The organism is Halomicronema sp. CCY15110 (genome assembly GCF_016888165.1).
Taxonomy (GTDB): domain Bacteria; phylum Cyanobacteriota; class Cyanobacteriia; order Phormidesmidales; family Phormidesmidaceae; genus Halomicronema.
Map to the genome: position 1 here is coordinate 49,331 of NZ_JACSWC010000349.1, position 24,674 is coordinate 74,004.

22 protein-coding genes are annotated in these 24,674 nt (G+C 55.4%); 10 read left to right on the plus strand and 12 right to left on the minus strand.

From position 1 onward, the window contains the following. Window positions 1–10 precede the first annotated feature (10 nt). The 3 genes from menD to rplU form a co-directional block, all read right to left on the minus strand. Window positions 11–1,780: a 2-succinyl-5-enolpyruvyl-6-hydroxy-3-cyclohexene-1-carboxylic-acid synthase gene (menD, locus tag JUK32_RS16635; protein WP_204139986.1), complete on the minus strand. Its 1,770-nt coding sequence runs from the start codon at window positions 1,778–1,780 to the stop codon at window positions 11–13. 172 nt (window positions 1,781–1,952) lie between these two features. Further along, window positions 1,953–2,228 carry a 50S ribosomal protein L27 gene (gene rpmA / locus JUK32_RS16640; protein ID WP_204139987.1) on the minus strand — a complete coding sequence of 92 codons (276 nt, stop codon included), beginning with the start codon at window positions 2,226–2,228 and terminating at the stop codon, window positions 1,953–1,955. A 33-nt stretch (window positions 2,229–2,261) separates the two neighbouring features. Beyond that, entirely contained in the window at window positions 2,262–2,672 is a 411-nt protein-coding gene (rplU, locus tag JUK32_RS16645) for a 50S ribosomal protein L21 (RefSeq protein WP_204139988.1), read from the minus strand. Between the two features lie 342 nt (window positions 2,673–3,014). Between rplU and JUK32_RS16650 the strand changes: the two genes are divergently transcribed. From JUK32_RS16650 to JUK32_RS16675, 6 genes are all read left to right on the plus strand, one after another. Beyond that, window positions 3,015–4,148: a GDSL-type esterase/lipase family protein gene (locus JUK32_RS16650; protein WP_204139989.1), complete on the plus strand. Its 1,134-nt coding sequence runs from the start codon at window positions 3,015–3,017 to the stop codon at window positions 4,146–4,148. A gap of 205 nt (window positions 4,149–4,353) precedes the next feature. Further along, window positions 4,354–6,666 (plus strand): ATP-dependent helicase, encoded by a 2,313-nt coding sequence (locus JUK32_RS16655; protein ID WP_204139990.1) that lies wholly within the window; start codon window positions 4,354–4,356, stop codon window positions 6,664–6,666. 100 nt (window positions 6,667–6,766) lie between these two features. Next, entirely contained in the window at window positions 6,767–7,810 is a 1,044-nt protein-coding gene (locus JUK32_RS16660) for a M42 family metallopeptidase (RefSeq protein WP_204139991.1), read from the plus strand. A gap of 176 nt (window positions 7,811–7,986) precedes the next feature. Further along, window positions 7,987–8,478, plus strand: a complete 492-nt coding sequence (locus tag JUK32_RS16665) for a CBS domain-containing protein (protein ID WP_204139992.1) — start codon at window positions 7,987–7,989, stop codon at window positions 8,476–8,478. Between the two features lie 52 nt (window positions 8,479–8,530). Further along, window positions 8,531–9,193, plus strand: a complete 663-nt coding sequence (gene nblB, locus JUK32_RS16670) for a phycobilisome degradation protein NblB (RefSeq protein ID WP_204139993.1) — start codon at window positions 8,531–8,533, stop codon at window positions 9,191–9,193. Window positions 9,194–9,668: 475 nt separating this feature from the next. Then, window positions 9,669–10,031, plus strand: a complete 363-nt coding sequence (locus tag JUK32_RS16675; protein ID WP_204139994.1) for an ATP-binding protein — start codon at window positions 9,669–9,671, stop codon at window positions 10,029–10,031. On the opposite strand, the gene JUK32_RS16680 is transcribed toward JUK32_RS16675, so the two are convergent. Then, window positions 10,020–10,304 (minus strand): DUF6439 family protein, encoded by a 285-nt coding sequence (locus JUK32_RS16680; protein ID WP_204139995.1) that lies wholly within the window; start codon window positions 10,302–10,304, stop codon window positions 10,020–10,022. The two genes, JUK32_RS16675 and JUK32_RS16680, sit on opposite strands and share 12 nt — an antisense overlap. Window positions 10,305–10,378: 74 nt before the next feature. Here JUK32_RS16680 and JUK32_RS16685 point away from each other — a divergent pair, with 74 nt between their 5' ends. Next, complete coding sequence (locus JUK32_RS16685) at window positions 10,379–10,762, plus strand: hypothetical protein (RefSeq protein WP_204139996.1); 384 nt, start codon at window positions 10,379–10,381, stop codon at window positions 10,760–10,762. Window positions 10,763–10,946: 184 nt separating this feature from the next. Then, on the plus strand, window positions 10,947–12,335 hold the full coding sequence (gene asnS / locus JUK32_RS16690; RefSeq protein ID WP_204139997.1) for an asparagine--tRNA ligase: 1,389 nt from the start codon (window positions 10,947–10,949) through the stop codon (window positions 12,333–12,335). 139 nt (window positions 12,336–12,474) lie between these two features. On the opposite strand, the gene JUK32_RS16695 is transcribed toward asnS, so the two are convergent. From JUK32_RS16695 to JUK32_RS16730, 8 genes are all read right to left on the minus strand, one after another. Beyond that, window positions 12,475–14,142 (minus strand): alpha/beta fold hydrolase, encoded by a 1,668-nt coding sequence (locus JUK32_RS16695; protein ID WP_204139998.1) that lies wholly within the window; start codon window positions 14,140–14,142, stop codon window positions 12,475–12,477. Between the two features lie 323 nt (window positions 14,143–14,465). After that, window positions 14,466–15,680 (minus strand): tetratricopeptide repeat protein, encoded by a 1,215-nt coding sequence (locus JUK32_RS16700; protein WP_204139999.1) that lies wholly within the window; start codon window positions 15,678–15,680, stop codon window positions 14,466–14,468. Window positions 15,681–15,903: 223 nt separating this feature from the next. After that, a complete protein-coding gene (gene argH, locus JUK32_RS16705) occupies window positions 15,904–17,304 on the minus strand; it encodes an argininosuccinate lyase (RefSeq protein WP_204140000.1) in 1,401 nt (466 codons plus the stop codon). A gap of 47 nt (window positions 17,305–17,351) precedes the next feature. Then, complete coding sequence (locus tag JUK32_RS16710) at window positions 17,352–17,609, minus strand: hypothetical protein (RefSeq protein ID WP_204140001.1); 258 nt, start codon at window positions 17,607–17,609, stop codon at window positions 17,352–17,354. Between the two features lie 134 nt (window positions 17,610–17,743). Beyond that, window positions 17,744–19,207 (minus strand): PP2C family protein-serine/threonine phosphatase, encoded by a 1,464-nt coding sequence (locus JUK32_RS16715; RefSeq protein ID WP_204140002.1) that lies wholly within the window; start codon window positions 19,205–19,207, stop codon window positions 17,744–17,746. A gap of 264 nt (window positions 19,208–19,471) precedes the next feature. Next, complete coding sequence (locus JUK32_RS16720) at window positions 19,472–20,284, minus strand: cobalt-precorrin-6A reductase (protein ID WP_204140003.1); 813 nt, start codon at window positions 20,282–20,284, stop codon at window positions 19,472–19,474. Continuing rightward, complete coding sequence (locus tag JUK32_RS16725) at window positions 20,284–20,970, minus strand: class I SAM-dependent methyltransferase (RefSeq protein WP_204140004.1); 687 nt, start codon at window positions 20,968–20,970, stop codon at window positions 20,284–20,286. The genes JUK32_RS16720 and JUK32_RS16725 overlap by 1 nt, the downstream gene beginning before the upstream one ends. A 35-nt stretch (window positions 20,971–21,005) precedes the next feature. Continuing rightward, on the minus strand, window positions 21,006–21,188 hold the full coding sequence (locus JUK32_RS16730) for a hypothetical protein (RefSeq protein ID WP_204140005.1): 183 nt from the start codon (window positions 21,186–21,188) through the stop codon (window positions 21,006–21,008). Between the two features lie 401 nt (window positions 21,189–21,589). On the opposite strand from JUK32_RS16730, the gene JUK32_RS16735 reads away from it, so the two are divergent. Beyond that, the gene (locus tag JUK32_RS16735) at window positions 21,590–24,133 is read left to right on the plus strand and encodes a mannose-1-phosphate guanyltransferase (protein WP_204140006.1); all 2,544 of its coding nucleotides are present in this window, start codon (window positions 21,590–21,592) and stop codon (window positions 24,131–24,133) included. Beyond that, window positions 24,130–24,597 carry a single-stranded DNA-binding protein gene (locus JUK32_RS16740; protein WP_204140007.1) on the plus strand — a complete coding sequence of 156 codons (468 nt, stop codon included), beginning with the start codon at window positions 24,130–24,132 and terminating at the stop codon, window positions 24,595–24,597. Before JUK32_RS16735 ends, JUK32_RS16740 begins: the two co-directional genes overlap by 4 nt. Window positions 24,598–24,674: the final 77 nt, after the last annotated feature.

Here is a 24,674-nt window from a genome sequence, read left to right on the forward strand (position 1 = left end):
TCCTCAGCGCTTAGGTAAGGCTGAAGTCGCCTGCCGATCGCAGTAACTCGGCCCGGAACTGGGCATCGAATTTGCGATCGCACCGCAGTTCTAGCAGCCGCACCCCAGAGGTCGGTAACTCGTGGAGGCGATCGGCCAGCACCGACCAATTCGCGATCAGCTCATAATCGACCTGGTGAGCGGCCGCCAGAGCCGCAAAGTCTACCGCCTGCGGGGTCGCAAAGAACTTTTCAAACGGGGGCTCAAACTGAGCAATGGGCAAACTCTCAAAAATGCCGCCCCCCTGATTATTCACCAGCAAAATGGTTAGATGCCCCGAGCGGATGCGCGCGTTTAAAAATCCGTTGCTGTCATGCAAGAGGGCCAAATCTCCGGTCAGCAACACGGCCTGACCGTGATGGTGGGCAATTCCCATTGCGGTGGAGAGGGTGCCATCAATGCCGTTTGCGCCCCGGCTAAAGTGGGGCCGAATGCCGCGATCGCTGGGGGGGCAAAACCATTCCACATCGCGCACCGGCATACTGTTGGCAATCATCAACGGCGTCTCAGGCGGCAACAGGCTCGGCAGCAACCAACTCAGCTTGCCTTCGAAGGGGGCCTCGACAGCCGCTAATTTTTCGCGGAGACGCTGACGAGCCAGTTCCTCGCGCTGGAGCCATTGCTGACCATATGATGAGCGGTTCTTTCCGACAGGGAAGTCAGGGACAGGCGGCTGGGCAACCAAGGCAGCCATGGGCAGCGGTAAAACCACCGCCTGCCCATGGAGGGGATCGCGATTGCGACCACTGCAGTCAATAATCCACCGTTGGGGATCCGTTTCATCGAGCCACTGACGCAGCACTTTGCTCGTCGGTAGCGCCCCCAGTTGGATGACTTGCTCCGGGATCAGTGACTGCGCATGGGCCTCATGACGCAGCAATAAGTCATAGGTCGTGATCAAACCAGGATTCAATGAGGCATGGTTTCTGAGGGGCGACAGACCATCGGCCAGTACGGGCCAGCCCAACCGTTGGGATAAGATGGCGATCGCGTCACAATAGTCCCGATCAGCGGCGGCGCTGGCGGTAGAGTGCGGCCCCGCAATAATCAGTCCGCGCTCTGTTTGTCCCCAGGTTGGCGGCAGCGGCCCAGTTAAGGACATGAGGGAGGCGATCTCCGCTGGGTGGGTTAGATGCGAGAAGAAATCCGGCGGGATTTGCTCTGCTAACTTCGTTTTGAGGTCAATGTTCCCAGGCAGCGGCGCGAGGGGATCGCGAAAGGGACAGTTGATATGTACCGGCCCCGCCACCGGCAACTGACTCTGCTGCCACGTTTGGGCAATGACCTGGCGCAAATATCGTAATTGCGGCACCGTCGCCTCGGGCAAGGCGAGTTCTCGATAACCGCGCACGTAGTCGCCAAACAGCTTTTGCTGATCAATGGTTTGCCCTGACGCACAGTCGCGTAACTCGGGGGGGCGATCGGCGGTCAGCACGATTAACGGAATGCCGCTTTCGTAGGCTTCAATGATGGCCGGAAAATAGTTGGCTCCCGCCGACCCTGAGGTGCAAACTAACGCTGTTGGTTGACCACTCGCTTTGGCGACCCCCAACGCAAAAAAACTGGCCGATCGCTCATCTAAAATCGGGATGGCCTGAATTTGTGGATGACTGGCAAACGCGATCGTTAAGGGGGTGGAACGCGATCCCGGCGAAATGATGACCGTTTTCAACCCTAGATGCGCCAGCGTCTCGGTGAGTACCGACGCCCACACCGTGTTGGTATTCCTAAAATCCAGCATCCATCACCCAAATTGGCATTCTCTCAATGTGACCGATTTCAGTCATTCGGGTAAAACCCTGGTCGCTGACAATTTGCCCAGACCTTGAGGTCTGTGATGTTTTCAAACCAGACAACAAAAAAGATGGCTGATTTCAGCCATCTTTTGACAAATAATCAATTGTCTTAGCCGCTTATACCGCAGCAGTTTCAACTACAGCGGGATAAACGCTGACTTTTTTGCGGTTCTTGCCCTTACGCTCAAACGTCACAATACCGTCCATCATCGCGAAGAGCGTGTCATCACCGCCGCGACCGACGTTGTTGCCGGGGTGGAATTTGGTGCCCCGCTGGCGAATCAGAATGCTGCCCGCAGTCACGACTTCACCACCGTAGCGCTTGACACCCAAGCGTTTGGCATTTGAGTCGCGCCCGTTGCGAGTACTTCCTGTACCTTTCTTATGAGCCATGATTTCTCTCCGTTTTACTCAATCGATGGAAACTTATTCTTCTTCACCGGCTGCGGCAGTTGCCACTGGGGCGGGCTCAGCAGCAGTCGGGGCCTCACTAGTGCTGGCCTCACCGGCCAAAACCTGACCGTTGACGCTGATGGTATCAATCATCAAGCGAGTCAGCTCCTGACGATGTCCCCGCTTTTTGCGGGTCTTCTTCTTCGGCTTCATCTTGTAAACGATGATTTTGGGGCCGCGCAGGTGACGCATCACCGTGCCAGAGATCGAAGCTCCTTCAACGTGGGGTTGTCCCACCATCATTTCGCCATCATGAGAGACGAACAGCACCTGATCAATCTCCACCGTGCCGTCTTCGTCTACGGCCATGCGGTCAAAGTCGTAGTAACGACCGGGTTCGACCCGAAACTGCTTGCCGCTGGCTTCAATAATTGCGTAAGTCATTGGTTTTCCTTGCGATCGCCGTGCAGGCAACAGTCTTACTGTTTTTCATCAGCCTGATCCGAGCGGGTTTACACACGAACCTCCATTATTCGCCATGTAGAAGGAAGATGTCAACTTGGCGTTCATCCGACGACACCAATTGCCGTTTAGACCCAGCAAGGTGCGCTTGCGGACTCAATATAGTCTGCGCAATATACGGCAACGTTTGCCCCGATGTGATGGGTGATGGGATTTAGCGTCACTGCTCCGTGATGCTCCTGAACTTTACGGTTCTTGAGCAAAACTGTCCTGAATCTATGTTGAGTGGCTTGTCAAAAACAACATGCTGCAAAGGTGTGGATTATGGCTGCTGAGGTTTGTTTATTGCTGATGCAATCGCTGACGGGGGACTGTGATGCGACCGCGATCGCCTCGCCTGATCGTCCACCATCGACGGTGATGCCCTCAGCACGGGAAATGACTGATGCGGTGATGAGTGATCGCGCTAGCGACGCGATCGCCCCGGTCGCCGTTCGGGCCTTGCCGCAGTTTGGTGAACTTTGTCACGGGGAAACAGCCCGACAGTTAGCGATTTGTGCCTTGCCGGGTATGGCGCGGAATCAGGCATCATCATCACCGGCTGATTCTACGTCGAGCGTCGCACCAATGCCGTTGAACTTGCCCATGACGCGACGACCGATCGCGACCCCGACATTGCCGCCGCCCCGTTTCAGCGCGCCGCCAACCGTGGCCGCTAGTCCAACCACCGCCAACCGTTCGCCCCGTTATGCAGCCCGCCCCAGCAACGGTTCGGAGCTCTTTCGTCAGCGGCAAGTCGCCTTGCAGTCGGGCCAGTCTTATACGCGGATTGCGCCGAGTGCTTATGCCAACCAGTGGCAGGTCATGGGGCAGCAACCCACCTATCAAGACTGGCAGCAACTGTTGGCCCAAGAGGCCCGCGCCATGGCCGGTGGTCAGGGGCAAAACCGTTTGGAAGTGATTGTGGGCGATTCGTTGGGTCTGTGGTTGCCGCCGGAAATGTTGCCCCGCGATCGCCTCTGGCTCAATCAAAGCATTTCGGGCGATACGACGAGCGGCATCTTGCAGCGGGTCAGCACGTTTGCCAATACCCGTGCCACCACTATTCACCTCATGGCCGGAGCGAATGACTTAAAAAATGGCGTGCCGGAAGCTCAGATTGTCAGCAACTTGCAGCGCACTGTGCGTGTGCTGCAATGGCAACATCCCCAAGCCAAAATTGTGGTTTATTCGGTTTTGCCAACCCGTCGGGCCGAAATTAGTAATGACCGCGTGCGATCGCTCAACGCCAAGCTGGCCCAAATGACCCAGCAACGCCAGGTGGAATATCGCGATTTACAACCGACCTTCCGCGATGAATGGGGGCATTTGCGACCGGACCTGACCACTGATGGCCTGCATCTGAATCCCCAGGGCTATGCGTTGTGGCAGCAGGCGATCGTGGCGAGCGCGATTTAGTGAGGAGTGGGTGTGTGGAGTGTGAGGAGTGTGAGGGTAGCTGGGTGGTTGGGTAGCTGGGTAGCTGGGTAGTTGGGTAATTGGGTCGTTGAGTCCTGCCCTGAGTCTCCGTACCCTGCCACCCTGCCACCCTGCCACTAGCCACCGCCCCCAGCGGCTTTCGCCTAAAATCGAGCCAATCCCTTACTGACGAGGAATAGGCGAGATGGCGGAGGCGATCGCGACTGACAGAGCGGCGACTTTGACTGAGATTCGAGACAGTTTGCGGGCGGGGCAACGATCGCTGGCCGACTGGCAGGGGGGGCCGTTGGCGGTGTCGGCGGTGCCAGGGGCGGGCAAGTCGACGGGTATGGCGGCGGGGGCGGCGATCGCGATCGAGCGTCACGGGCTAAATGCCAAACGCCAGTTGGTGTTGGTGACCTTTACCCGCTCAGCGGCGGCGAACCTGAAGGCCAAGGTGCAGCGCCATCTGCGATCGCTGCAATATCCCCTCAACAGCTTCGTGGTTTATACGCTGCACGGCCTGGCGCTGACGATTGCCACTCGCAATCCCGATTTGTCGGGCATCAGTTTAGACACCCTGACCTTGCTGACCCCGACGCAAAATAACCGCCTCATTCGGACCTGTGTGGAACGGTGGCTGGTCGATCATCCCGATTTATATCAGCGATTGATCGAAGGCCGCCAGTTTGATGGGGAGGAAACCGAGCGGTTGCGGCGGCAGTCCACTTTGCGCACAGAAATTTTGCCCAACCTCGCCACCACGGTCATTCACGAGGCCAAAAGTTCCGGCATGACCCCGACGGAGTTGGCTCGGTTGGCTGCCTCTGTGACCCGCACCCTTACCGATGATGTCGAAGATTATGACGTGTTGACGGTGGCGGCGGGGCTCTACGAGCAATATCAAACCCTCTTGTCGCAACGCCATCTGATTGACTACGACGACATGATTTTGTCGGCCCTGCGGGTGCTGGCGGATGATGAGGCGCGGCGGTTTTGGCAAAATCGCGTGTTTGCGGTGTTTGAAGACGAGGCCCAGGACTCCTCACCGCTGCAAACCCAATTATTGGAAACTTTGGCGCAGGACGCGGAAGATGCCACGGCACCGCTGAATCTGGTGCGGGTCGGTGATCCTAATCAGGCGATCAACTCGACGTTTACCCCTGCTGACCCAGTTTTCTTTAACCAATTTTGCGATCGCGCCCAGCAGCAAAAACGTCTCGTGGTGATGGATCAGGCCGGGCGCAGCAGTGCGGTGATTATGGCGGCTGCCAACGCCATGTTGACCTGGGTGAATCAGTCGGGCCTCGCGGGTACCCTGGCTCCGTTTCGCTCCCAGGCGATTCACCCCGTGCCTGGGGATGATCCCCAACCGGATGCAAATCCGGCTCCTATCGGCGGCGGCGTAGAGTTTTACCGCCCCCCCACGGTGACGGAAACGGTGCGGCTATTGGCCCAGCGATCGCTCGCCCTGCACACCGAAAATCCCAGTTTGAGTCAGGCCATTTTGGTGCGCGAACATCGGCAGGGGCGCTTTATTCACCAACTTCTCAACGACCCTGAAACGCTGGGGATCGATTTGCTGAGCACCGGTTTGCAGATCTACGACGTGGGAGAACAAGAACGCCAAACCCACGTGCCGTCAGAGATGCTGACGATTTTACAGTTCATTGAGCGGCCCCATTCGCCCGATCGCCTCAAGGCACTCCTCCGGGTTTTTGTCGATCGCCAGCGCATCGCCTCCCAAGACCTGAACCTGCTGGCAAAGCAACCCGAACAGTTTATGTATCCGGGACCGCTGGACTCGCCCCCGTTAACCGACGCCGCTGAACAAGCACGACGGTTGTGTACGGGGTTGCTGCGATCGCGCTTCGAACTGCCCCCATATCACCTGATCCCCTTTGCAGGGCTGACCCTCGGCTACAACCAGAGCGAACTCGCCACTGCCGACAAATTAGCCGCCCGCTTATCCCAGCAAAACCGCGAAGACAATACTCTCCGCGCCATGATTAATACCCTGCAAGAAATCGTCGGGTCGGAGCGATTTGAAGCTGTAGACACCGAAGATCGGGAGGATCGCTACACCCGGCGTGGCCAACTCACTATCCTCACCATGCACAAGGCCAAAGGCTTGGACTGGGATGTGGTGTTTTTGCCCTTCTTGCATGAACGCACCATCCCCGGCAATCTGTGGGTGCCGCAGCAACAGACCTTTTTAGGGGATTTCAGCCTGCCCGAAGTCGCCCGCGCCCAAATTCGCGTCCACACCCACGCCGAGCCCACCCCCGCCCCGATCCCCGACTTATTGACCGCATGGCAGCAGGCCAAAAACCTCAAAACTGCTGAAGAGTTTCGCCTGCTCTACGTCGCCATGACCCGCGCTAAGCGCTTGTTGTGGATGACAGCGGCCCACTCCGCCCCCTTTACCTGGAGCAATCCTGACAATCTCAGCGAACTGCCCCCCTGTGCGGCGTTACCTGTGGTGATGGCTGAATTGGCTGAGGTGCGTGCCCGTTAGCCCTGATGAGCGCTCCCATTTTTGAGGGCGTCAGTCGCCATTGGCCGATGTGTTTTAGTGTCATGCTAAAGGAAAATTTTTGCTCGCCCCATCGATTGCCATGTCTAATTCTGAGCTCTACAACACTCTGTACGACGAAATTGCCGAACTCGTGATGTGTCACTCGCCCAGCGGGGCGGAACGCGAAATCAACGAATTTCTTATGGATCGACTGGTGGCCCTGGAGATCGACCACTGGCAAGATGATGCCGACAACATTGTGGCTCGGATACCCGGCACCGGAGACGGGGCGATCGCCATCACCGCTCACAAAGACGAAATCGGCGGCATCGTCAAAAATATCGAACCCGATGGCCGGATTTTGGTGCGGCGGCTGGGTGGTTCTTATCCGTGGATTTATGGCGAAGGGGTGGTGGATTTTCTCGGGGATCACGAAACCATTTCCGGCATTTTGTCCTTTGGCTCCCGCCACATCTCCCACGAGTCGGCCCAAAAGGTGCAACAGGAGGGCGCGGCGGTGACTTGGGAAACCGCCTGGGTAGAAACCAAGCGATCGCTGCCCGACCTCGAACAAGCGGGCATTCGCCCCGGCACGCGCCTGGTGGTGGGCAAACACCGCAAGCAACCCTACCGTTTGGGCGATTACATCGCTAGCTATACCCTCGATAACAAAGCCTCAGTGGCGATTTTATTGACGCTCGCCGAATGGATTAACGCTCCCACCAAAACGGTTTATCTCGTTTTTTCAGCCAAGGAAGAAGTGGGAGCGATCGGAGCGCTGTACTTTAGTCACCGTAACCAGCTAGATGCCCTGATTGCGTTAGAAATTTGTCCCCTCTCGGAAGAATATCCCATCGCGGCGAACGATGCGCCGGTGCTGCTCTCCCAAGATAAATATGGCCTGTATGACGAAGACCTGAATCAACAACTGCTGCAAGCGGCTCAGGCGCGTCAATGTCCCATCCAACAAGCCATCATCACCGGGTTTGGCAGCGATGCCTCCATTGCGATGACCTTTGGCCATGTGCCCAAAGCCGCTTGCCTCAGCTTTCCCACCCACAACACCCACGGTTACGAAATTGCCCATTTGGGAGCGATCGCCCACTGCATCGACATCCTGACCCAATACTGTAACGACCTATAACGGTCAGCTAGTTCACCGAAGGCACTTCCCTAAAATGAAAGTAACTAATGGGCAGTGCGATCGGGATCGCCCCACAACGGGCGATTAGCTCGGTCTTGCCATCCTCAAGGGGAGCCAATCCGGCCCTGATGAGCCGCGTCCACTGCCATGACTGACCTTACCTGGGAGAAACTCAGATGACCAAAACGGTCGCCGACGTGATGACCCGTGACCTCTTAACTGTCACCCCCGAAACCCTACTACCAGAGGCGATTCAACTGCTGGCTAACAACCGCATCAGTGGCTTGCCGGTGGTCACCGCCAATGGTGAACTCAAAGGCATTTTGTCGGAAGCTGACCTGATGTGGCAGGTCACGGGTGCCCCCCTCCCGGCTTACATCATGCTGCTCGACAGCGTCATTTATTTGGAAAATCCCGCCCGCTATAACGAAGAAGTGCACAAAGCCCTCGGGCAAACGGTGGCGGAAGTGATGGGCCACGACAAGGTTACGACCACCCTCCCCACGGCTTCACTCAAGGAAGCGGCCCAAGTCATGCACCATAAAAAAGTTACCCGCTTGCCCGTGGTGGATGACCAAGGAGCCTTGGTCGGCATCTTGACCCAAGGGGATATTGTGCGGGCGCTGGCGGAAAGCTATCAAGATGTGGCGACGGACATGGCAGGATAAAATAGGCGATCGTGATCCCCATCCAACCGCCCTGAGTGACTGAGGAACCGCCATGAGCCCCACCCCCGACAGCATTAAACAACTGATTGAATCGTCTGACTTGGGCGATCGCCTACGCGGCGTCAACCAAGCGCGTGAGCTTGATCCCGCCGCTGGGTACCAGTTGATCATGCAGGCTAGCCAGGACGACAATGCACGAGTGCGTTACGCGGCGGTGAGCCAACTCGACACCCTCGGCGATCAAAACCGTCAGGAAACTGCCAAGTTATTGCGCCACTTGCTGCTCAACGATCCGGAAGCCGATGTGCAGTCAGCGGCAGCCGATGCCCTAGGCGGCCTTAAACTGACCGAAGCGTTTGAAGAACTCCAGTCGGTTTACCACACAACCGATGAATGGCTGCTGAAATTTAGCATTGTGGCCGCGCTCGGTGAACTCGGCGATCCCCGTTCGTTTGATTTATTGACTCAAGCGTTGGAATCAGACATTACGCTTGTTTCCACCGCCGCAATTGGCTCCCTAGGCGAACTGGGCGACCCACGCGCCGTGCCGCTTTTATTGTCCTATGTGCAAGCCGATGATTGGCAGGTGCGGCATCGAGTCGCCCAAGCCCTCGGCCAATTTGACACCCCGGAAGTCAAAGCCGCCTTAGCCCAACTGAGTCAAGATACATCCGCTACGGTGGCGGATGCCGCCAAACACCACCTGCCCGAGTGATCTTGGCATCGGGTTCTCGCTGCCCCCCAGTGAGCCTCAGCAAAATCAGGCCGATGGGGAGGGCCATGACCAAATTCGAACTCATTTTGGTCATGCGGGCAACGATGTTACAAGCAATCTCTCCAGATAAGGATACGTATTTTCCGTCAGGAAAGTGATTTCATCCCCTTACCGATTGGCCGTTGTCCGGGATTCTCTTGATATAATGTGAAAAGAATTTAATAAATCTCAGAACTCACTTTAAATCAAACGTAAGTTCTACAGGCTTTTTAGGCATTTTGGATACCTTAACTTCGGGTCGTTTGCTTGATATAAACAGCAGTTTTGACGGCCTCAGTTTCGTTTGTCTGTAAAGTTTTGTTATTTCTCTGGAGGATATCCAGTGGTAGCGCTTTTCCAGCCCTCAGTTCAATCGCCTTGGGGTAGTTTGAGCTTTGTTTCGACGCTTTATCTATGTCCAGTATTGGATCGATTAATGGATAAAGTACCGCAACGGTGGCAACCAGAAGTTCGTCTGGGGTTGCAAGAGGCTTTGGTCAATGCGGTCAAGCATGGTAATCACCTTGACCCGCTGAAGGTCATCTCAGTACGCTACAAGACTTCTGGGGGCCAATATCGGTGGATTATTCAAGACCAGGGCGGCGGCTTCGACTTCGAGTGCTGTTGCTTGGATCGGGCTGATAAGGTCAGCGCTGATGCGATCGCGGTGGACGAATGTGGTCGCGGGCTGTATATCCTCAACCAAATCTTTGACGAGGTGCAGTGGAGTCAAGGCGGCCGCGAACTGCACCTTTCTAAACGCATTCATCGCTGGTTTGGCATGCCGCTAGTTTGCTGAAGTGCGCTTTTCGCCATGGCTCGGGCACGGTGGTGCAGTCAAGCTCTGATCTAGCCAACCGACGGCTTGTTGTAACCGACTGAGGGCCTCATTGGGCTGATCTTTAAGTAAGTAAACGAGGGCGGCGGCAGCTTGTTCTTGTGCCCTGACTTTGCGGTTGCGATTAAGGCGATGCCAATCGTTGGGCTTGATCGCGAGTTGAGATGCCAGCTGTTGGGCAAGCTCTAGCTCGCTCAGGGTCTGTCGTGCGGCGGATGGGTGGGGAGAATTCATCGTGGGCTGCCAGTAAATGTTCGGTATGATGAGCGCGACGTTCTTCATCTTCCATTGTGCATATGAATCGCCGATTGAGGCGTCTGCGTCACCAACAACGACGCGATCGCCGGGCCCACCGGGGGATGGTGTCATTGCCATCGCCAGATCATGACTGGCAGGGATTTGACGCAGCCCTGACGCAGCTCGAAACCTCCGTTGAGATGTTACGACAGCGGTTTGAGCGGGTGCGAGAGCTGCAAGCTCAACAAGCGCAGGTCGAAGAACAGTTGAAAGTATCTGGCCTGAGCGCCGAAGACCTGAAGCAATTGCAGGAGCGCTTACAGGATCTGGAACTGCAACTGGAAAGCCATCTGTTTGATTGGCGATCGCTACGTGAACCCTTTTGGCAGGCGGTGCGCTTTGGCGGCATCGGGGTCATCATCGGCTGGATTTTGCACGCGATCGCCAACCGCTAACCCACCCGTCCTGCAATCCCATTGCAGGATTACGCCTGCACGAGATTTCTCATCTCTCCGACCCTCAACCGAACGGCTAATCTTCCCTGCCCCGTCGTTTCCTTTGCCCCTAGCCTTCAGCACGACGCTGCGGTGGCTCTAAACTGTTAACGTATCCTTCACTCCTACGTTCACCCCATCGACTATGGCTGCCACTCGCATCACTGATTTGCTCAAATCGGGACAACCGGGCGACTCTACTACCATTCAAGGGTGGGTACGCACCAAACGCGCCCAAAAGACCCTGTGCTTTATCAACGTCAACGATGGCTCCTGCATGAGTGGGGTGCAGATTGTGGCGGAGTCTGACCTGGCGGACTATGACAATCTAGTCGGTCAGCTGGCCACCGGAGCCTCCGTTGAGATTCAGGGCACCGTGGTGGAATCCCCCGCGAAGGGGCAGCGCATCGAAATCAAAGCTGAGCAAATTACAGTGTTTGGCGGCGCTGATGAGTCTTATCCGCTGCAAAAGAAACGGCACAGCTTTGAATTTTTGCGCACGCTGGGTCATTTGCGAGCGCGCACCAACACCTTGAGCGCCGTCTTTCGCGTACGGAATGCGGCGGCCCAAGCCGTCCACGATTTTTTCCGCGATCGCGGCTTTATGTGGATCCACACCCCGATCCTGACTGCCAGCGACTGCGAAGGGGCGGGGGAAATGTTCACCGTCACCAGTCTGAACCTGAACCAACCACCCTTGACCAAGGGCAACGCGGTCGATGTGGAGCAGGATTTCTTTGGTAAATCTGCTTACCTCACCGTCAGTGGTCAGCTGGAGGCAGAGATTATGGCAATGGCCTTCACCAACGTCTACACCTTTGGTCCCACCTTTCGCGCCGAAAATTCCAACACGTCCCGGCACCTGGCGGAGTTTTGGATGATTGAGCCAGAGATGGCCTTTTGCGACCTAATGGGCAACGCCGACCTGGCGGAAGACTTTCTTAAATACATCTTCAAAGCGGTGTTGAATGCCTGCGAAGACGACATGGCCTTCTTCAATCAGCGCATCGACGACTCCGTGTTGGCGACCGCGGACAACATCATCAACAACGAATTTGCCCGCATCACCTACACCGAGGCCGTTGACCAGTTGCTTAAAGCTGATAAACAGTTTGAGTTCCCGGTGGAATGGGGCATCGATCTCCAGTCTGAACATGAGCGCTACTTAGCCGAAGAACTATTCCAAAAGCCCGTCATTGTCACCGACTATCCCGCCGCTATCAAAGCCTTTTACATGCGGCTCAACGATGATCAGAAAACGGTGGCGGCGATGGATGTACTCGCGCCCAAGGTGGGCGAAATTATTGGTGGTTCCCAGCGGGAAGAACGCCTCGACATTCTCGAAGCTCGCATCGACGAAGCGGGGCTGCCGCGCGATACCTATTGGTGGTATCTGGATTTGCGCCGCTACGGCACCGTGCCCCACGCCGGTTTTGGCCTCGGCTTTGAGCGGTTGGTACAGTTCATGACGGGTATGGGCAACATCCGCGATGTCATCCCCTTCCCCCGCACGCCCGACAACATCGAGTTTTAGTCACCCACCTGGACTGTTGAGCCGGACAGGTTCGTCTTTCAGGTTCACGCTAGGGCCAAACGCGAGGTCATGTTGCCCCCGCGTTATAGATGTCCGCATCTGGGGGGCGCGATCGCTCCGGCCACAACGCTAGTATCGTCTACGCGCTGACGGCGATCACTCGGTCGATCGCGGTCACAGTGAGCACCAGGTCATTAAAGTCAAAGTCTGAAGCATCTTCAAATTTCCAGACGTTGCCATCGCGTTGCATGCGATCGCTGCCCAAGATACCATCATCCAGGGTAACCAAGTTGGCTGGATTGCCTTGAATCAGCAGCGCTGGCGCATAAAAGGTGCCCCCCGCCAAGACGATGGTGGCCTGACTCGTGGCTCCATTTTCCACCGACAGGATGGGTTGCGCCAGCAGATTTTGCCGCACGGCATCTTCATAGCCCGCCTCGCCCGGCAGAATGCCCGCGATCGCTCCGACGGCATCCGTGGCGTAGAACTGGAGCAAATTATCAAATGCGGCTTCTCGTTCTAGGGTGACCCCCACGGCTAATGCGCCATCCATGCCCGTCAAATCGATCAATTCATCAGTAGACGGGAGTGGCTGACTAGACTCCTCCCCAGCAGGCGCGTCTTGTCCCGAAGCCACCTGTGGATTAGCCGGAGTCGAGTCCTCATCGGTCAAGCTGCCCTCGACCACACTACGGAGAATCTGCGGTGCGGCGATGGGCGTGGGCTGCGGCTGGTATTGGGTAATGGTGCCAGCCAAGTCGGCGGTGATGATGCCCTCATGACCGGGCAAATTTATCCCTGGCAAAAACCGTCCAAAGGTGGAGCCAAAGTTGTTGTACAGATTATCCGTGTGGGGCGGAATCCCAAAATCATCACGATCCAGGCTGAAATAGTTAGCCGCCAGTGCCGAGTCAAACACGGAGATGACGGCGTTGTGTTTTTCCGCCGCCCCAGCGGAGAAAGGCAAATCTACCAAAAAGGAATCATGCGCCGTCGTAGCAAAGTCGTTGTCGCCCGCTAGACCGCCAATGGGGTTCAGCTCTTCCATCACGACGAGCGCCAGCGACTCTCGGGCAACCGTATTAAAATCCTTAACCGTGCGCTTGTTAATGGGCGTAAAGGGATTGCCTGGAAACGGGAAAAAACTGGTGGCGAATTGCCCCTTACCTCGGCCATCCAGGTCATAGGTTTTGGCAAAAGCGGCAGGATCCAATGCCACCAACTGCTCCAGTGGATCACTCATGGCTCCGTACAGGCGGCCAATCTCTGACGCGACGAGAGAACCCAAGCTGTGACCGATGACCGTCAGCTCGCCACCCGTGACATCAAACAGGGTCTGGAGTTGGGTCGTAATGGTTTCCGCCACATAAGAGATGGCTCTGGCCGTGTTGTCAGGTCGGGCCTGAAAGCCGGTGAACTCGAACAAATCGCCGGGGAGATCCGCGAGTTCTGACCAATCTAATCCCAAGACGTGCTTGTCGGCATATTTACTGCCAATGGTGGCGTACAAGCTGTTGAAGGTTTCATGGCTGGACTGCCAGCCGTGAATCAGCACCACCACATCACCCTCCAAGGGGGTGGTGGCGGCATCGACCGTTGCGCCGTCGGCATCCACCAATCTAGGCGGGGCGTATTGGCTGAGCAACTGATCGAACCCGATGGCATCCAAGAGTGGATCAAACAGGGTGTCTGCGATCGCATCCTGGGCGGCTTCGACCAAATTCTGGACGGGGTCAAAAACGTTGTCCTGAATCGGATTAATGATGTTGTCTCTAAAAAAATTACCGACCGGATCGAAATTAAACATGGCAGATTCTCTTGATTAGGGGGCTGGTCAAGTGAGAAATCGGCGAGAGGCCTGGCACTGTCGTGCTATCGAGGTAAACAATCGGTCTGGAGAGAAAATCGGTTGTGGATGAGTGGTGATCGTCAACCTTTGTCGTTGTTTGTATCACGACTGGCTGGTGATCCGGGTCATAGTTTGCTTCAGAAGCCATCTCTTCTGAAGGCGTTGCTAGCAAATGAGGGTCAGATGACGGTGCTAGCAAACTGGCGATTCAGAGGGTGACACCGATCGCGATCCGTGCTGGCTTAACGTTGCGTAATGGGGGGTGCGGCCACTGGGCGGCACTACATTTTGATGCCGAGAGCGCTGATCTTGTCCAGCAGGCGATCGGCTTGGGCCGGGTCAGACTGGCGATAGAGGGCGATCGCGCGTTGAAAAGCTTCAATACTCTCGGGTAGTTTGCTGAGCTTAAACAGGGCCACGGCTAGATTTTGATGGGCGGCAGCGTAGTTGGGGTCGCGGGCGATCGCTTGCTCATAAGCCGCTACTGCCCCTGGGAGATCGCCTAATGACCGCCTGGCAATGCCGAGGTTGAAGTAGGGCAGGGCAAAGTCGGGGGTGGCGGCGATCGCTTGCTCGTAGACGGCGATCGCGCCTTTGTCGTTTTTAGCCGTTTGATAAAGACTGCCCAAGTTAATCAAAGCACCGACCTTGAGCATCGCTGGCACGTCTTGCGCCAAGGCTTTTTGATAATGGTCGATGGCGATCGCGGTCAGTCGGGCATCGCGATAGGCCAATCCCAGGTGATAGTGCAGTTCGTACAAGGTGGAAGCGTCGGTCGGTTGGGCAGCCAATCCGCGTTCTAGCAACAACCGTCCCCGTTCGGTGTGGCCCACGCTGACGAATAACGCTCCCAATTTATTGCAGATGTACGCATCTTGGGGATGCTCGGCCAAATAGGCGGACATAATTTGGGCGGCGCGGGTAAATTTGTCGCGCTGGGCGATCGCGTCAGCTCCGTACCCAGTGTGGGCGATCGCGGCCTGGGGCCACAACACGACCTGCCAATCGGGTGCGGCCTGCATCAAGCGCAACACACTATCATCAATGGTTTCGTGATAAGGGCGCTCAAATGTCAAGCCGACGTGATTGCGAAACAGGCGAGACACTTCGGAATAGGGCGACTGATCGGCATTCACCTCGTAGCGCATGAGGTTGATCGCCACGATCGAGTCCACCGGTCGATCCGCCAGCGATTCCCCCGTGCGGAGCTGTTGCAGCAACTCACGGCCCGCTTCGGTCAAAGTCTCGTCCGCATCCAAAACCAAAATCCAGTCGCTGGTGGCCGGGGCAATAGACTGGTTCCGCGCCGCCGCGAAATCATTCGCCCACTCCGTTGTGTTGACCGTTGCGCCGAAAGATTGGGCGATCGCGATCGTGCCATCCTGTGACCCCGTATCCCAAATCAGCATCTCATCCACGCAGTCCTTCACACTTTCCAGACAACGGGGCAAATTTGCCGCTTCGTCTTTGACAATCATGCAGAGAGAAATCGTCATAGAAAAGAAAGAGTCAGGTTAGGAGAACAAGAGCATATCAGGGTGCAAGGGGAGCGGAGAGGGGCGTTTGAGGATGGCAGGGTGTGAGGGTAGCAGGGTGGCTGAGTGTTGGGATGGTCCCTTGCCCGGTTAGGCGTCGGGATAGTTATTGCAGCCGTGTGCCTCAGGTGATGTTCTCAACGGCTGAGCCGTCCATCTTGATTCCTGCTACCCAATTACGCCGCTACTCCGCCACGAGCAAGCGTTTTTTCGCTTCACTCAGCGCCATGCGAACTTGCCCAAAGCCCGTGCCGCCATAGCTGTTGCGGGCGGCGACGACTTGCTGGGGCGCGATCGCCGCATAGATATCTTCCTCAAAAGCTGGGTGCAGGGCTTGCCATTCTTCCAGACTGAGGTCTTTCAGCAGTTTTTGATTGGCGAGACATTGCCGCACTACTTTGCCTACTAGGTTGTACGCCTCGCGGAAGGGGACGCCCTTGGTCGCCAGGTAGTCCGCCACATCCGTCGCATTAGAAAAATCTGTGGTGACGGTTTGCGCCAAGCGATCGGTCTGAAATTCCAATCCTTCTTGCAGCAAAATGGTCATCGCTTGCAGGCATCCCTGTACCGTACGCACGGTGTCAAACAGCGGTTCCTTATCTTCTTGCAGGTCTTTGTTATAGGCCATGGGCAAGCCCTTCATCATCACCAGCAGACTTTGTAAATGGCCGAATACGCGACCCGTTTTGCCGCGCACGAGTTCGGGCACATCGGGATTTTTTTTCTGCGGCATGATGCTCGATCCGGTGGAGCAAGTATCGGTCAACTTGATAAATCCAAATTCTGACGAAGCCCAGAGAATCACCTCTTCCGCTAATCGGGAAAGATGCACATTAATGAGGCTGGCGGCAGCGGTGAATTCGATCGCAAAATCGCGATCGCTCACCCCATCTAAACTGTTGCGATACACCCCTTCAAACCGCAGCAGCTCAGCTGAGTAGGCGCGATCGATAGGGAAGGGGGTGCCCGCCAGTGCCCCACATCCCAACGGTGACACGTTGACGCGATGGCGAATATCGCCTAAACGCTCCCAGTCGCGTTGAGCCATTTCCACATAGGCCAGCAGGTGATGGGCCAAACTCAGCGGTTGGGCGCGTTGTAAATGGGTGTAGCCGGGAATGATCGTTTCCACATGGCGGTCAGCTTGATCTAACAAAGCTTGCTGAAACGCCCGCAACTGCCCGCGAATGGTATCAATCTGATCGCGCAAATACAGCCGGATGTCGGTGCCCACCTGATCGTTCCGCGATCGCGCCGTGTGCAGCTTTTTGCCCACATCGCCCACAAGCTCGATCAGGCGATGCTCGACGGCAAAGTGCACATCTTCATCATCAATGGTGGGGAGAAATTGGCCTTCGCGATATTCTTGGCGAATTTGCTCCAACCCATTGACCAGTTGCTCGGCTTCAGCTGTGGTGATAATGCCCGTTTTGGCAAGCATTTTGGCGTGAGCTTCCGACCCCAACAAGTCATATTCCAATAACTCGATATCAAACGAAATACTGGCATTAAATGCAGCGATCGCTGGATGCAGCGCTGACTCAAATCTCTGGCTCCAGGTTTTTTTAGGAGTAGCGGAACTCACAACAACACACCTTGTTTCTCGATTGGCATCTCACCAGCATGACATGTCTATTTGTAAGTTGTAACGCTCCGCAGCATATATCCCAGCACAAACCCAACCAGCAATGCCCAAATCTGTCCCGATTCGATAAACGTACTGAACACGTTGCCTAAGTCGCCCAAAATATCTTGGTCAAACTGTTGAGCGAGGATCGGTTGTGTGTCTTGACGGGCGATCGCTGATTGAACCACAGCCCCGTCCAATTGAGCTTCCGGTTGTCGCCAACCACTTTGACTTACTGCCTGCCACAATGACTCTGAATGCATCATCAAACCTCTCATCACTGATGCTAAGCATTGAACCACACCCCACCCGAAATAACGCGTGTCGTCATCTGAGTTGTGATGAAGTCACATCAAAAGCCCCGGAAAGCATTAAGCGGTGTGACGCGGCCTATCCCCTAGGAAGCGGAAGCAGCTTCTTGGCTAAATAGATTGAGTTGCAGTTCCGGTTTGAGCCGCATGACCACTAGAGTGACATCATCCTCAGTGTGTCGACCATGGCCCATAAAACGCTGCAACATTTCAAACAGATACGCCAAAATATCGTGCGCAGACTGTTGGTTGCGACAGGCCCACTTTAACGCATTGATCAAGTTATCTTCATCCATGCGCTCGCCCTTAGAGTTGGCGGCGTCGGTAAATCCATCCGTGTAATACAAAATCGTGTCGCCTGGTTGCAGTTCTACCTGCTCTTCGTAGTAGTGGGTATCGATATCAAGGCCTAGCAGCATCCCCACCGTATCTAATCGCGTCACGGTGTTGGTGGCAGCCCGCCACAGCAAAGGTGGATTATGGGCGGCATTGCTGTAAGACAGGGTGCGCGTCTTCGGTTCGTATTCGCCGTAAAACAACGTCACGAAACGACTGGAATTCTCCAAGTCCGTATGCATGACGTGATTTAAGTGATGCAGGATTTTGGCGGGGGAAAAACTATGGAGCACCTCGGCTCGCAGCATGCCTCGCAGCATCGTCATAATCAACCCGGCGGGCACCCCTTTCCCCATGACATCGCCGATCGCAAAACTCCACGGCGCTAACGCCGAAGATTGGATGTCGGGATGACGAATCTGGTCATAAGTGGTGGGAATAAAGTCGTAATAGTCGCCGCCGACTTTGTTCGCGGTGCGGCATTGCGCCGCTAGGTCAATACCATCAATACTGGGAAAGGTGCGGGGCAATAACTGTAGCTGAATCTCAGCGCCAATTTCCAACTCGCGGCCCATGCGTTCTTTTTTGCGCAGCGCGACGGTCAACTCTTCGTTTTCGATCGCGACTGCCGTCTGATCAGCCACTAGCCGCACGAGTTTTTGTCGGGTCTCAGACCAGGCATAGTCAACCTCGCGGCTAAAGACGTACAGCCGTCCCCGCTCCACATTTTTCACGATGATGGCGGTGCCAAAAATTTGAAAATCACCGCCCAGGTAGTGATGAACGTGGCGATCGAGGGCCAGCATCGCCGTGCGAGCAATTTCGATCGCACTTCCTGCTGGCGAAAAAGACGCGGTGACCTGACGAGTTGCCGCCTCTAGCGCCATTTTGACATCTTGACAATTATCATCACTTTGGCAGTGCAACCGCTCCAGCCGCACCTGACCATCCGGACGAAACAGTACCAACGCGCCGCCACTGGCATCAGTCACCCGGCTGGCAATCATCGGAATCAGTTCTAAAAACTGATTGAGGTTGTTCAAACTCCGCAGCGCAAATCCCAGTGAGCTGAGGAGATCTTGAATTTTGAACTGTTCACGTTGGAGACGGGTGACCAGCTCTTTCATCGCAAATGCGGGTGTGGCCTCTGGTGACGACGAATTGGTCTCAGAGGCATCGGAAGATGAACCGGATGGCATAGGCAGAGCTGTCATAAAAACTCCGGAAGTACAACGACTTCACACCCACTATTTCTCTACGTGAGCTTGTTGGGGATTAAGCATAGCACTACTCGTTAAAAGCGATCGCCCGAATCCCCGAACACGTCACGACGGCGATTTACGCCGCTTTAGCAAACTTGTTTCGAGCGGCAAAACCAGCATTCTCGGGCTGCATTGGCGCTCCCTGATTTCGTAAGTTTTAACGATTGGTAAACAGAGTTTCTAACTAGGGGTGGTGACTGACTACCCCTCACACCACTAGCCACAGTAACGCAAAGCAAACTGGAGTGCCGTATCCAGATCATCAGTCTGGGCGGGATAAGCGATCGCCGGGCGCTGAATTTGGAGTAGCCGTACCCCGAGATCAGCCGCGAGGATTTGTTTGTGGTCTTGCCCCCCGGGATGCCCCGACGCCTTTGCCACCACTTGTGTAATTTGCCAGTGTCGCCACAGGGCGGTTTCCAGTTCGGCACTGATGGGTGGGCGCAAGGCGATCAGGCGATTAGGGGTAAAGCCACAGTCCAAGGCGGTCTTGAGGGCGATGGGGGATGGCAAAATGCGGGCAAATAAGGTCGCTCGCGATTGCCACGGCGCAAAAACGGCTAACTGGCGATAGCCCAGGGTCAGAAGGGTGCGATCGCGAGCCAAATATTCGGGGGTCAGCAAGGTCGGTAAGTTGGGTACCCGCACCAGTCCCGGTCGTTGCTGTCGATCTCGCCAAGGGGTGACGGGCCGCTCGACCGGGGCGCGCTCATAGCGGAGATAGGGCAGCTGATGCCGCTGGGCGAGGGCGATCGCTAACTGGGAAATTGCCGTTGCAAAGGGATGGGAAAGATCGAGGATGGCGGTAATCGCCTTAGCCCGCAGCCAGCGATCGGCCTGATCCGGGGTGAGTTGCCCTACCTCGACGACCAACTGGCGGGACGGGGGATAGAGCGATCGGGCGGGCTCTGTGGTCACCGTGACGATGCAGGTGGGTGCTGAAGATGGCGCTAAAGGGAATGCCTGCACTAACTGCTGCACCAATTGGCGGCTTTCTTGGGTGCCCCCAATTAGCCAGAGCTGAGGCATTAGCTCAGCACCACCTTAAATAAGTGAAATAACTCCCCAGGCTGTTCTTTTTTGATCGTGACGCCTGCCGCTTTCAGGTGGCGTTTCCAATCAGCCACGGGCATCAGCTCCACCTCAGCCCCGAGATACATCTCTAAAATGGCCCAATCTTCCGCTAAGGGCAGATCTGGATCGATCACGTCAAAAATAAAAGGACTGCCCGGCTTCAGCACTTTTTTTACCGCCGATAACACCATGTCCCAATAGTTCCATTCGTAGTAGCAGCTCACCCCGGTGGCGATCGCCAGATCAAACTGCCCCGGCTCATACACATCCAGCTGATGGGCGGCGGCTTGGCGCATCCCCTTAAAGAGTTTGGAATTGAGCTGTGAACCCCGCGCATTGACTAAATCGCAAATGGCCCCGCTGATGTCCTGGCCGTAAAACCGCGCATCCCAGTCGCGCCAGCAGGGATAAAACAAAAAGCTACCCCCCGCGCCCAAGTCCAGGCAGTGATGCAATTTCTTGGGTTTCGCCATTTCCCAAAAGGGCGATGCCAGCCGGGTCGAGAGCTTGCCCGCGACCCAATCTTTGAATAGCGGCAGGGCTTCCACTGCCTCGGGCACCTCAACTGACTCACCCCGAAACTCACGGTTGTACCGTTCGGCCACCGCATCCAGACGTTCAGACAAACCAGTTGCAACCATAAATATGGAAACCTTTCAGGTTGAGCTTCCACATCCTAGCCTTTGAGCGCCTTATTAAAATTCTGGCGGTAAGACTTGTTTGCAATGAAATAGATCGGCCACAGCAGCGTTAAACCCACTTTATTTTCACTGAAGTTCGTTTTCCGAAAGCCGCTCCAAAAGCGCCAGGCACCAGTGCCATATGCGATCGCTAGGGCCAGCACCAATAAATTTCCCATGACCTTAACTCAACCTTAATAAGGGGATATGTGACATCACCCTTTAAAATAGCAGCGACACGCCTGTCGTGGCTGAGATGTGATTTTGTTATGAGTGAATGATGCCGACACCTGCTTTGTCGGCAATTACAGCATCAGTGCGATCTACCTAACCACGAGCTAGGCCGATGCCACTGGTGGTTTAGCGTCACTTATTAACGACAAAACTGCACTCAATGCCTGTTTATGCTATTCGATAGATGTGGATTTCCCTATCCCGATAGACGATAACGACAGCAGATACGTTGAGGCTGTGATCTGGTACCAATTGGCTAGGTCACTTAGGGATTGGCCTTGACAATTCAGTGACAGGACTAAATTTAGTCGTCGAAGACAATTCCTTTAAACATGAGGAGGATCCAATGCGTGCAGTATTAATGGCCGGCGGTTCGGGAACTCGTTTGCGACCGCTTACCTGTGATCTGCCTAAGCCGATGGTGCCCGTGATGAATCGCCCGATCGCCGAGCACATCATCAATCTCCTCAAGCGCAACGGCGTTGATGAGGTCATCGCGACGCTTTATTTTCTCCCCGATGTCATGCGGGATTACTTCCAAGACGGCAGTGATTTTGGGGTGCGCATGACCTACGCCGTGGAAGAAGATCAGCCGCTGGGTACTGCGGGCTGCGTCAAAAATATTGCGGAACTATTGGACGATACATTCTTTGTGATTAGTGGTGACGGGATCACCGACTTTGACTTGCAAGAGGCGCTCCGGTTCCACAAAGCCAATGGGTCAAAAGCGACCTTGGTGCTCGCCCATGTGCCTAATCCAGTCGAGTTTGGGGTCGTCATCACAGATGAAGACAATCGCATTCAGCGGTTTTTGGAAAAGCCCTCCACGAGTGAAATCTTCTCTGATACGGTCAACACTGGCACCTACATCTTGGAGCCGGAGGTCTTAGACTACCTGCCAGCAAATCAGAAAACTGACTTTTCTGAAGATCTCTTCCCGCTCTTGCTCGAAAAGGGAGAACCCATGTTTGGGTACGTGGCCCAGGGCTACTGGTGCGATGTGGGTCACCTCGATGCTTACCGGGAAGCGCAGTACGACGCCCTCAATAAGAAAGTAGACGTCGATCTCGATTACTATCCCGAAACCTCTCCCGGTATTCGCATTGGTCAGGACACGGAAATTGATCCGACGGCTGAGTTGCACCCCCCACTCATGATTGGCGACAACTGCCGTATCGGGGCTCGGGTCAAGCTGAAGCCATGTACGATTATTGGCGACAATGTCACCATCGGTAATGATGCCCAGTTAGAGCGTACGGTGGTCTGGAATGGAGCCATTGTGGGCGAAGAAGCGTTTTTGCAGGCTTGTGTCATTTCGCGCGGGGCACGAGTTGATCGCCGGGCTCAGATCCTGGAGGGCGCTGTGATCGGGGCCTTAACAAATGTCGGTGAGGAGGCCCAAATTAGCCCTCGGGTGAGGGTGTGGCCAAACAAACAAATCGAATCTGGGGCAACTTTAAATATCAATTTAATTTGGGGCAATATGGCGCAACGTAATCTATTTGGTCAGCGCGGAGTATCAGGGCTGGCCAACATCGATATCACTCCTGAATTTGCAGTCAAACTGGGGGCTGCATACGGGTCTACTTTGCCGTCAGGCTCTAACATCACGGTGTCACGTGACCAGCGCAGCATTTCGCGCATGGTGTCGCGATCGCTAATTTCTGGCCTGATGTCAGTGGGGATCAATATCCAAAATCTGGAAGCGACGGCCATTCCGCTGGCGCGGGCCGTCATCCCTTCCTTGGGCGTGATTGGGGGCATTCATGTCCGCATCCACCCTGATCGACAGGATCATATTCTCATCGAGTTCTTTGACGAGAACGGTATCGATATTCCCAAGGGCAAAGAGAAGAAGATCGAGGGGGCTTATTTCAAGGAAGATTTGCGGCGATCGCCCATTCAAGAAATTGGCACGGTCACCTATCCCAGCCGCGTTCTCGATGCTTACACCACCGCCTTTGAAGAGCACCTGAACGTTGAAGCCCTACGCAATAGCAACTCCAAAGTGGTCATCGACTACGCTTACGCGGTCTCGGGGGCGGTGCTGCCGCGCCTATTAGCCAAGTTTGACTGTGATGCGGTGGTCTTAAATGCCAGTCTGAGTCAAGTCGCTCCTTCGGCCACTGACCGAGAAGCCATGCTAGGACAGTTAGGGCAAGTCGTGCAGGCTCTTCAGGCAACCTTTGGGGTGCAAGTATCGGCCCACGGTGAGCAATTTGTATTAGTGGATGAAGTGGGCACCCCCATTCGGGGCGAAGCGTTGACCGCCTTGGTAACCCACATGGTGCTGACGGCCAATCCTCGCGGTACGGTCGTCGTACCCGTCCATGCCACCGGCGCGATTGAGCATATTGCGCGGCGTCATGACGGCAATGTCATTCGTACCAAGGTCAATCCGACGGCGTTGATGGAAGCCTGTCAGGAAAACGACAATGTGGTGTTGGGCGGTAGCAGCGACATGGGCTTCATCTTCCCGCAAATGCATCCGGGGTTTGATGCCATGTTCTGCATTGCCAAGATCATCGAGATGCTGACCATTCAAGAGCATACGCTGGGCCAAATTTGGGCTGAGTTGCCCCGGATCTCTCACCGCATTCAAACCCTCCGCTGTCCTTGGACTTCCAAGGGCGCGTTGATGCGTCACATGGTGGAAACGCATCCTGCTGATCAGCTAGAGCTGGTAGACGGCGTCAAGGTATTAGATCCAAACAGTGACGGCTGGATCTTAGTGCTGCCGGATGCCGGAGAGCCGCTCGTACATATTTACGTCAATAGTGAAGATCGCGAATGGGTTGATGAAAAGCTGAATGAATATCGTCAGAAGGTCTTGGCCTTTATCGATCAAGAACAAGGGATGCACCAAGTTCCTCAGGAGACGGCATCATGAACCATTGTTTACTGATGGCTGAAATTATCTCAGCCCCCCAGTTGCGCTATACCCAAGATAATCAGACCGCGATCGCGGAAATGACGGTCGCTTTCCCCGGTTTACGGGATGATGACCCGGCGCAGCCGCTCAAGGTCATCGGATGGGGCAATCTGGCACAAGAAATGCAAGAGCGCTACCAGGTGGGCGAGCGCGTCCTATTGGAAGGTCGTCTGGCAATGAACACCGTTGATCGTCCCGAAGGCTTTAAAGAAAAGCGGGCGGAGATGACGGCGCAGCGGGTTTATCGTTTGACTGATTTAGGCACTACAGTGATTGGACAGCCTGCCCCCATGCCGAATGCGGACACGCCGTCACCAGCAGCGATAGCGGCTCCCAGCCCCTCTGCTGCCCAAGCTGCACCGACGGCAGCAGCCACCCCTGATGCTGCGGCAGATGTCGATTACGACGACATTCCGTTTTAAGGCTTGGGATGGCGCAGCGATCGCTGACGTCAGCGATCGCTGCGTGTTCTTCGACCGCGAGCAAGCATTGTGGTTGG

Coding starts and splice junctions, on each gene's coding strand:
- menD (WP_204139986.1), bottom strand. CDS start 1,780: ATGCTGGATTTTAGGAATACCAACACGGTGTGGGCGTCGGTACTCACC.
- rpmA (WP_204139987.1), bottom strand. CDS start 2,228: ATGGCTCATAAGAAAGGTACAGGAAGTACTCGCAACGGGCGCGACTCA.
- rplU (WP_204139988.1), bottom strand. CDS start 2,672: ATGACTTACGCAATTATTGAAGCCAGCGGCAAGCAGTTTCGGGTCGAA.
- JUK32_RS16650 (WP_204139989.1), top strand. CDS start 3,015: ATGGCTGCTGAGGTTTGTTTATTGCTGATGCAATCGCTGACGGGGGAC.
- JUK32_RS16655 (WP_204139990.1), top strand. CDS start 4,354: ATGGCGGAGGCGATCGCGACTGACAGAGCGGCGACTTTGACTGAGATT.
- JUK32_RS16660 (WP_204139991.1), top strand. CDS start 6,767: ATGTCTAATTCTGAGCTCTACAACACTCTGTACGACGAAATTGCCGAA.
- JUK32_RS16665 (WP_204139992.1), top strand. CDS start 7,987: ATGACCAAAACGGTCGCCGACGTGATGACCCGTGACCTCTTAACTGTC.
- nblB (WP_204139993.1), top strand. CDS start 8,531: ATGAGCCCCACCCCCGACAGCATTAAACAACTGATTGAATCGTCTGAC.
- JUK32_RS16675 (WP_204139994.1), top strand. CDS start 9,669: ATGGATAAAGTACCGCAACGGTGGCAACCAGAAGTTCGTCTGGGGTTG.
- JUK32_RS16680 (WP_204139995.1), bottom strand. CDS start 10,304: ATGAATTCTCCCCACCCATCCGCCGCACGACAGACCCTGAGCGAGCTA.
- asnS (WP_204139997.1), top strand. CDS start 10,947: ATGGCTGCCACTCGCATCACTGATTTGCTCAAATCGGGACAACCGGGC.
- JUK32_RS16695 (WP_204139998.1), bottom strand. CDS start 14,142: ATGTTTAATTTCGATCCGGTCGGTAATTTTTTTAGAGACAACATCATT.
- JUK32_RS16700 (WP_204139999.1), bottom strand. CDS start 15,680: ATGACGATTTCTCTCTGCATGATTGTCAAAGACGAAGCGGCAAATTTG.
- JUK32_RS16710 (WP_204140001.1), bottom strand. CDS start 17,609: ATGCATTCAGAGTCATTGTGGCAGGCAGTAAGTCAAAGTGGTTGGCGA.
- JUK32_RS16715 (WP_204140002.1), bottom strand. CDS start 19,207: ATGACAGCTCTGCCTATGCCATCCGGTTCATCTTCCGATGCCTCTGAG.
- JUK32_RS16720 (WP_204140003.1), bottom strand. CDS start 20,284: ATGCCTCAGCTCTGGCTAATTGGGGGCACCCAAGAAAGCCGCCAATTG.
- JUK32_RS16725 (WP_204140004.1), bottom strand. CDS start 20,970: ATGGTTGCAACTGGTTTGTCTGAACGTCTGGATGCGGTGGCCGAACGG.
- JUK32_RS16730 (WP_204140005.1), bottom strand. CDS start 21,188: ATGGGAAATTTATTGGTGCTGGCCCTAGCGATCGCATATGGCACTGGT.
- JUK32_RS16735 (WP_204140006.1), top strand. CDS start 21,590: ATGCGTGCAGTATTAATGGCCGGCGGTTCGGGAACTCGTTTGCGACCG.
- JUK32_RS16740 (WP_204140007.1), top strand. CDS start 24,130: ATGAACCATTGTTTACTGATGGCTGAAATTATCTCAGCCCCCCAGTTG.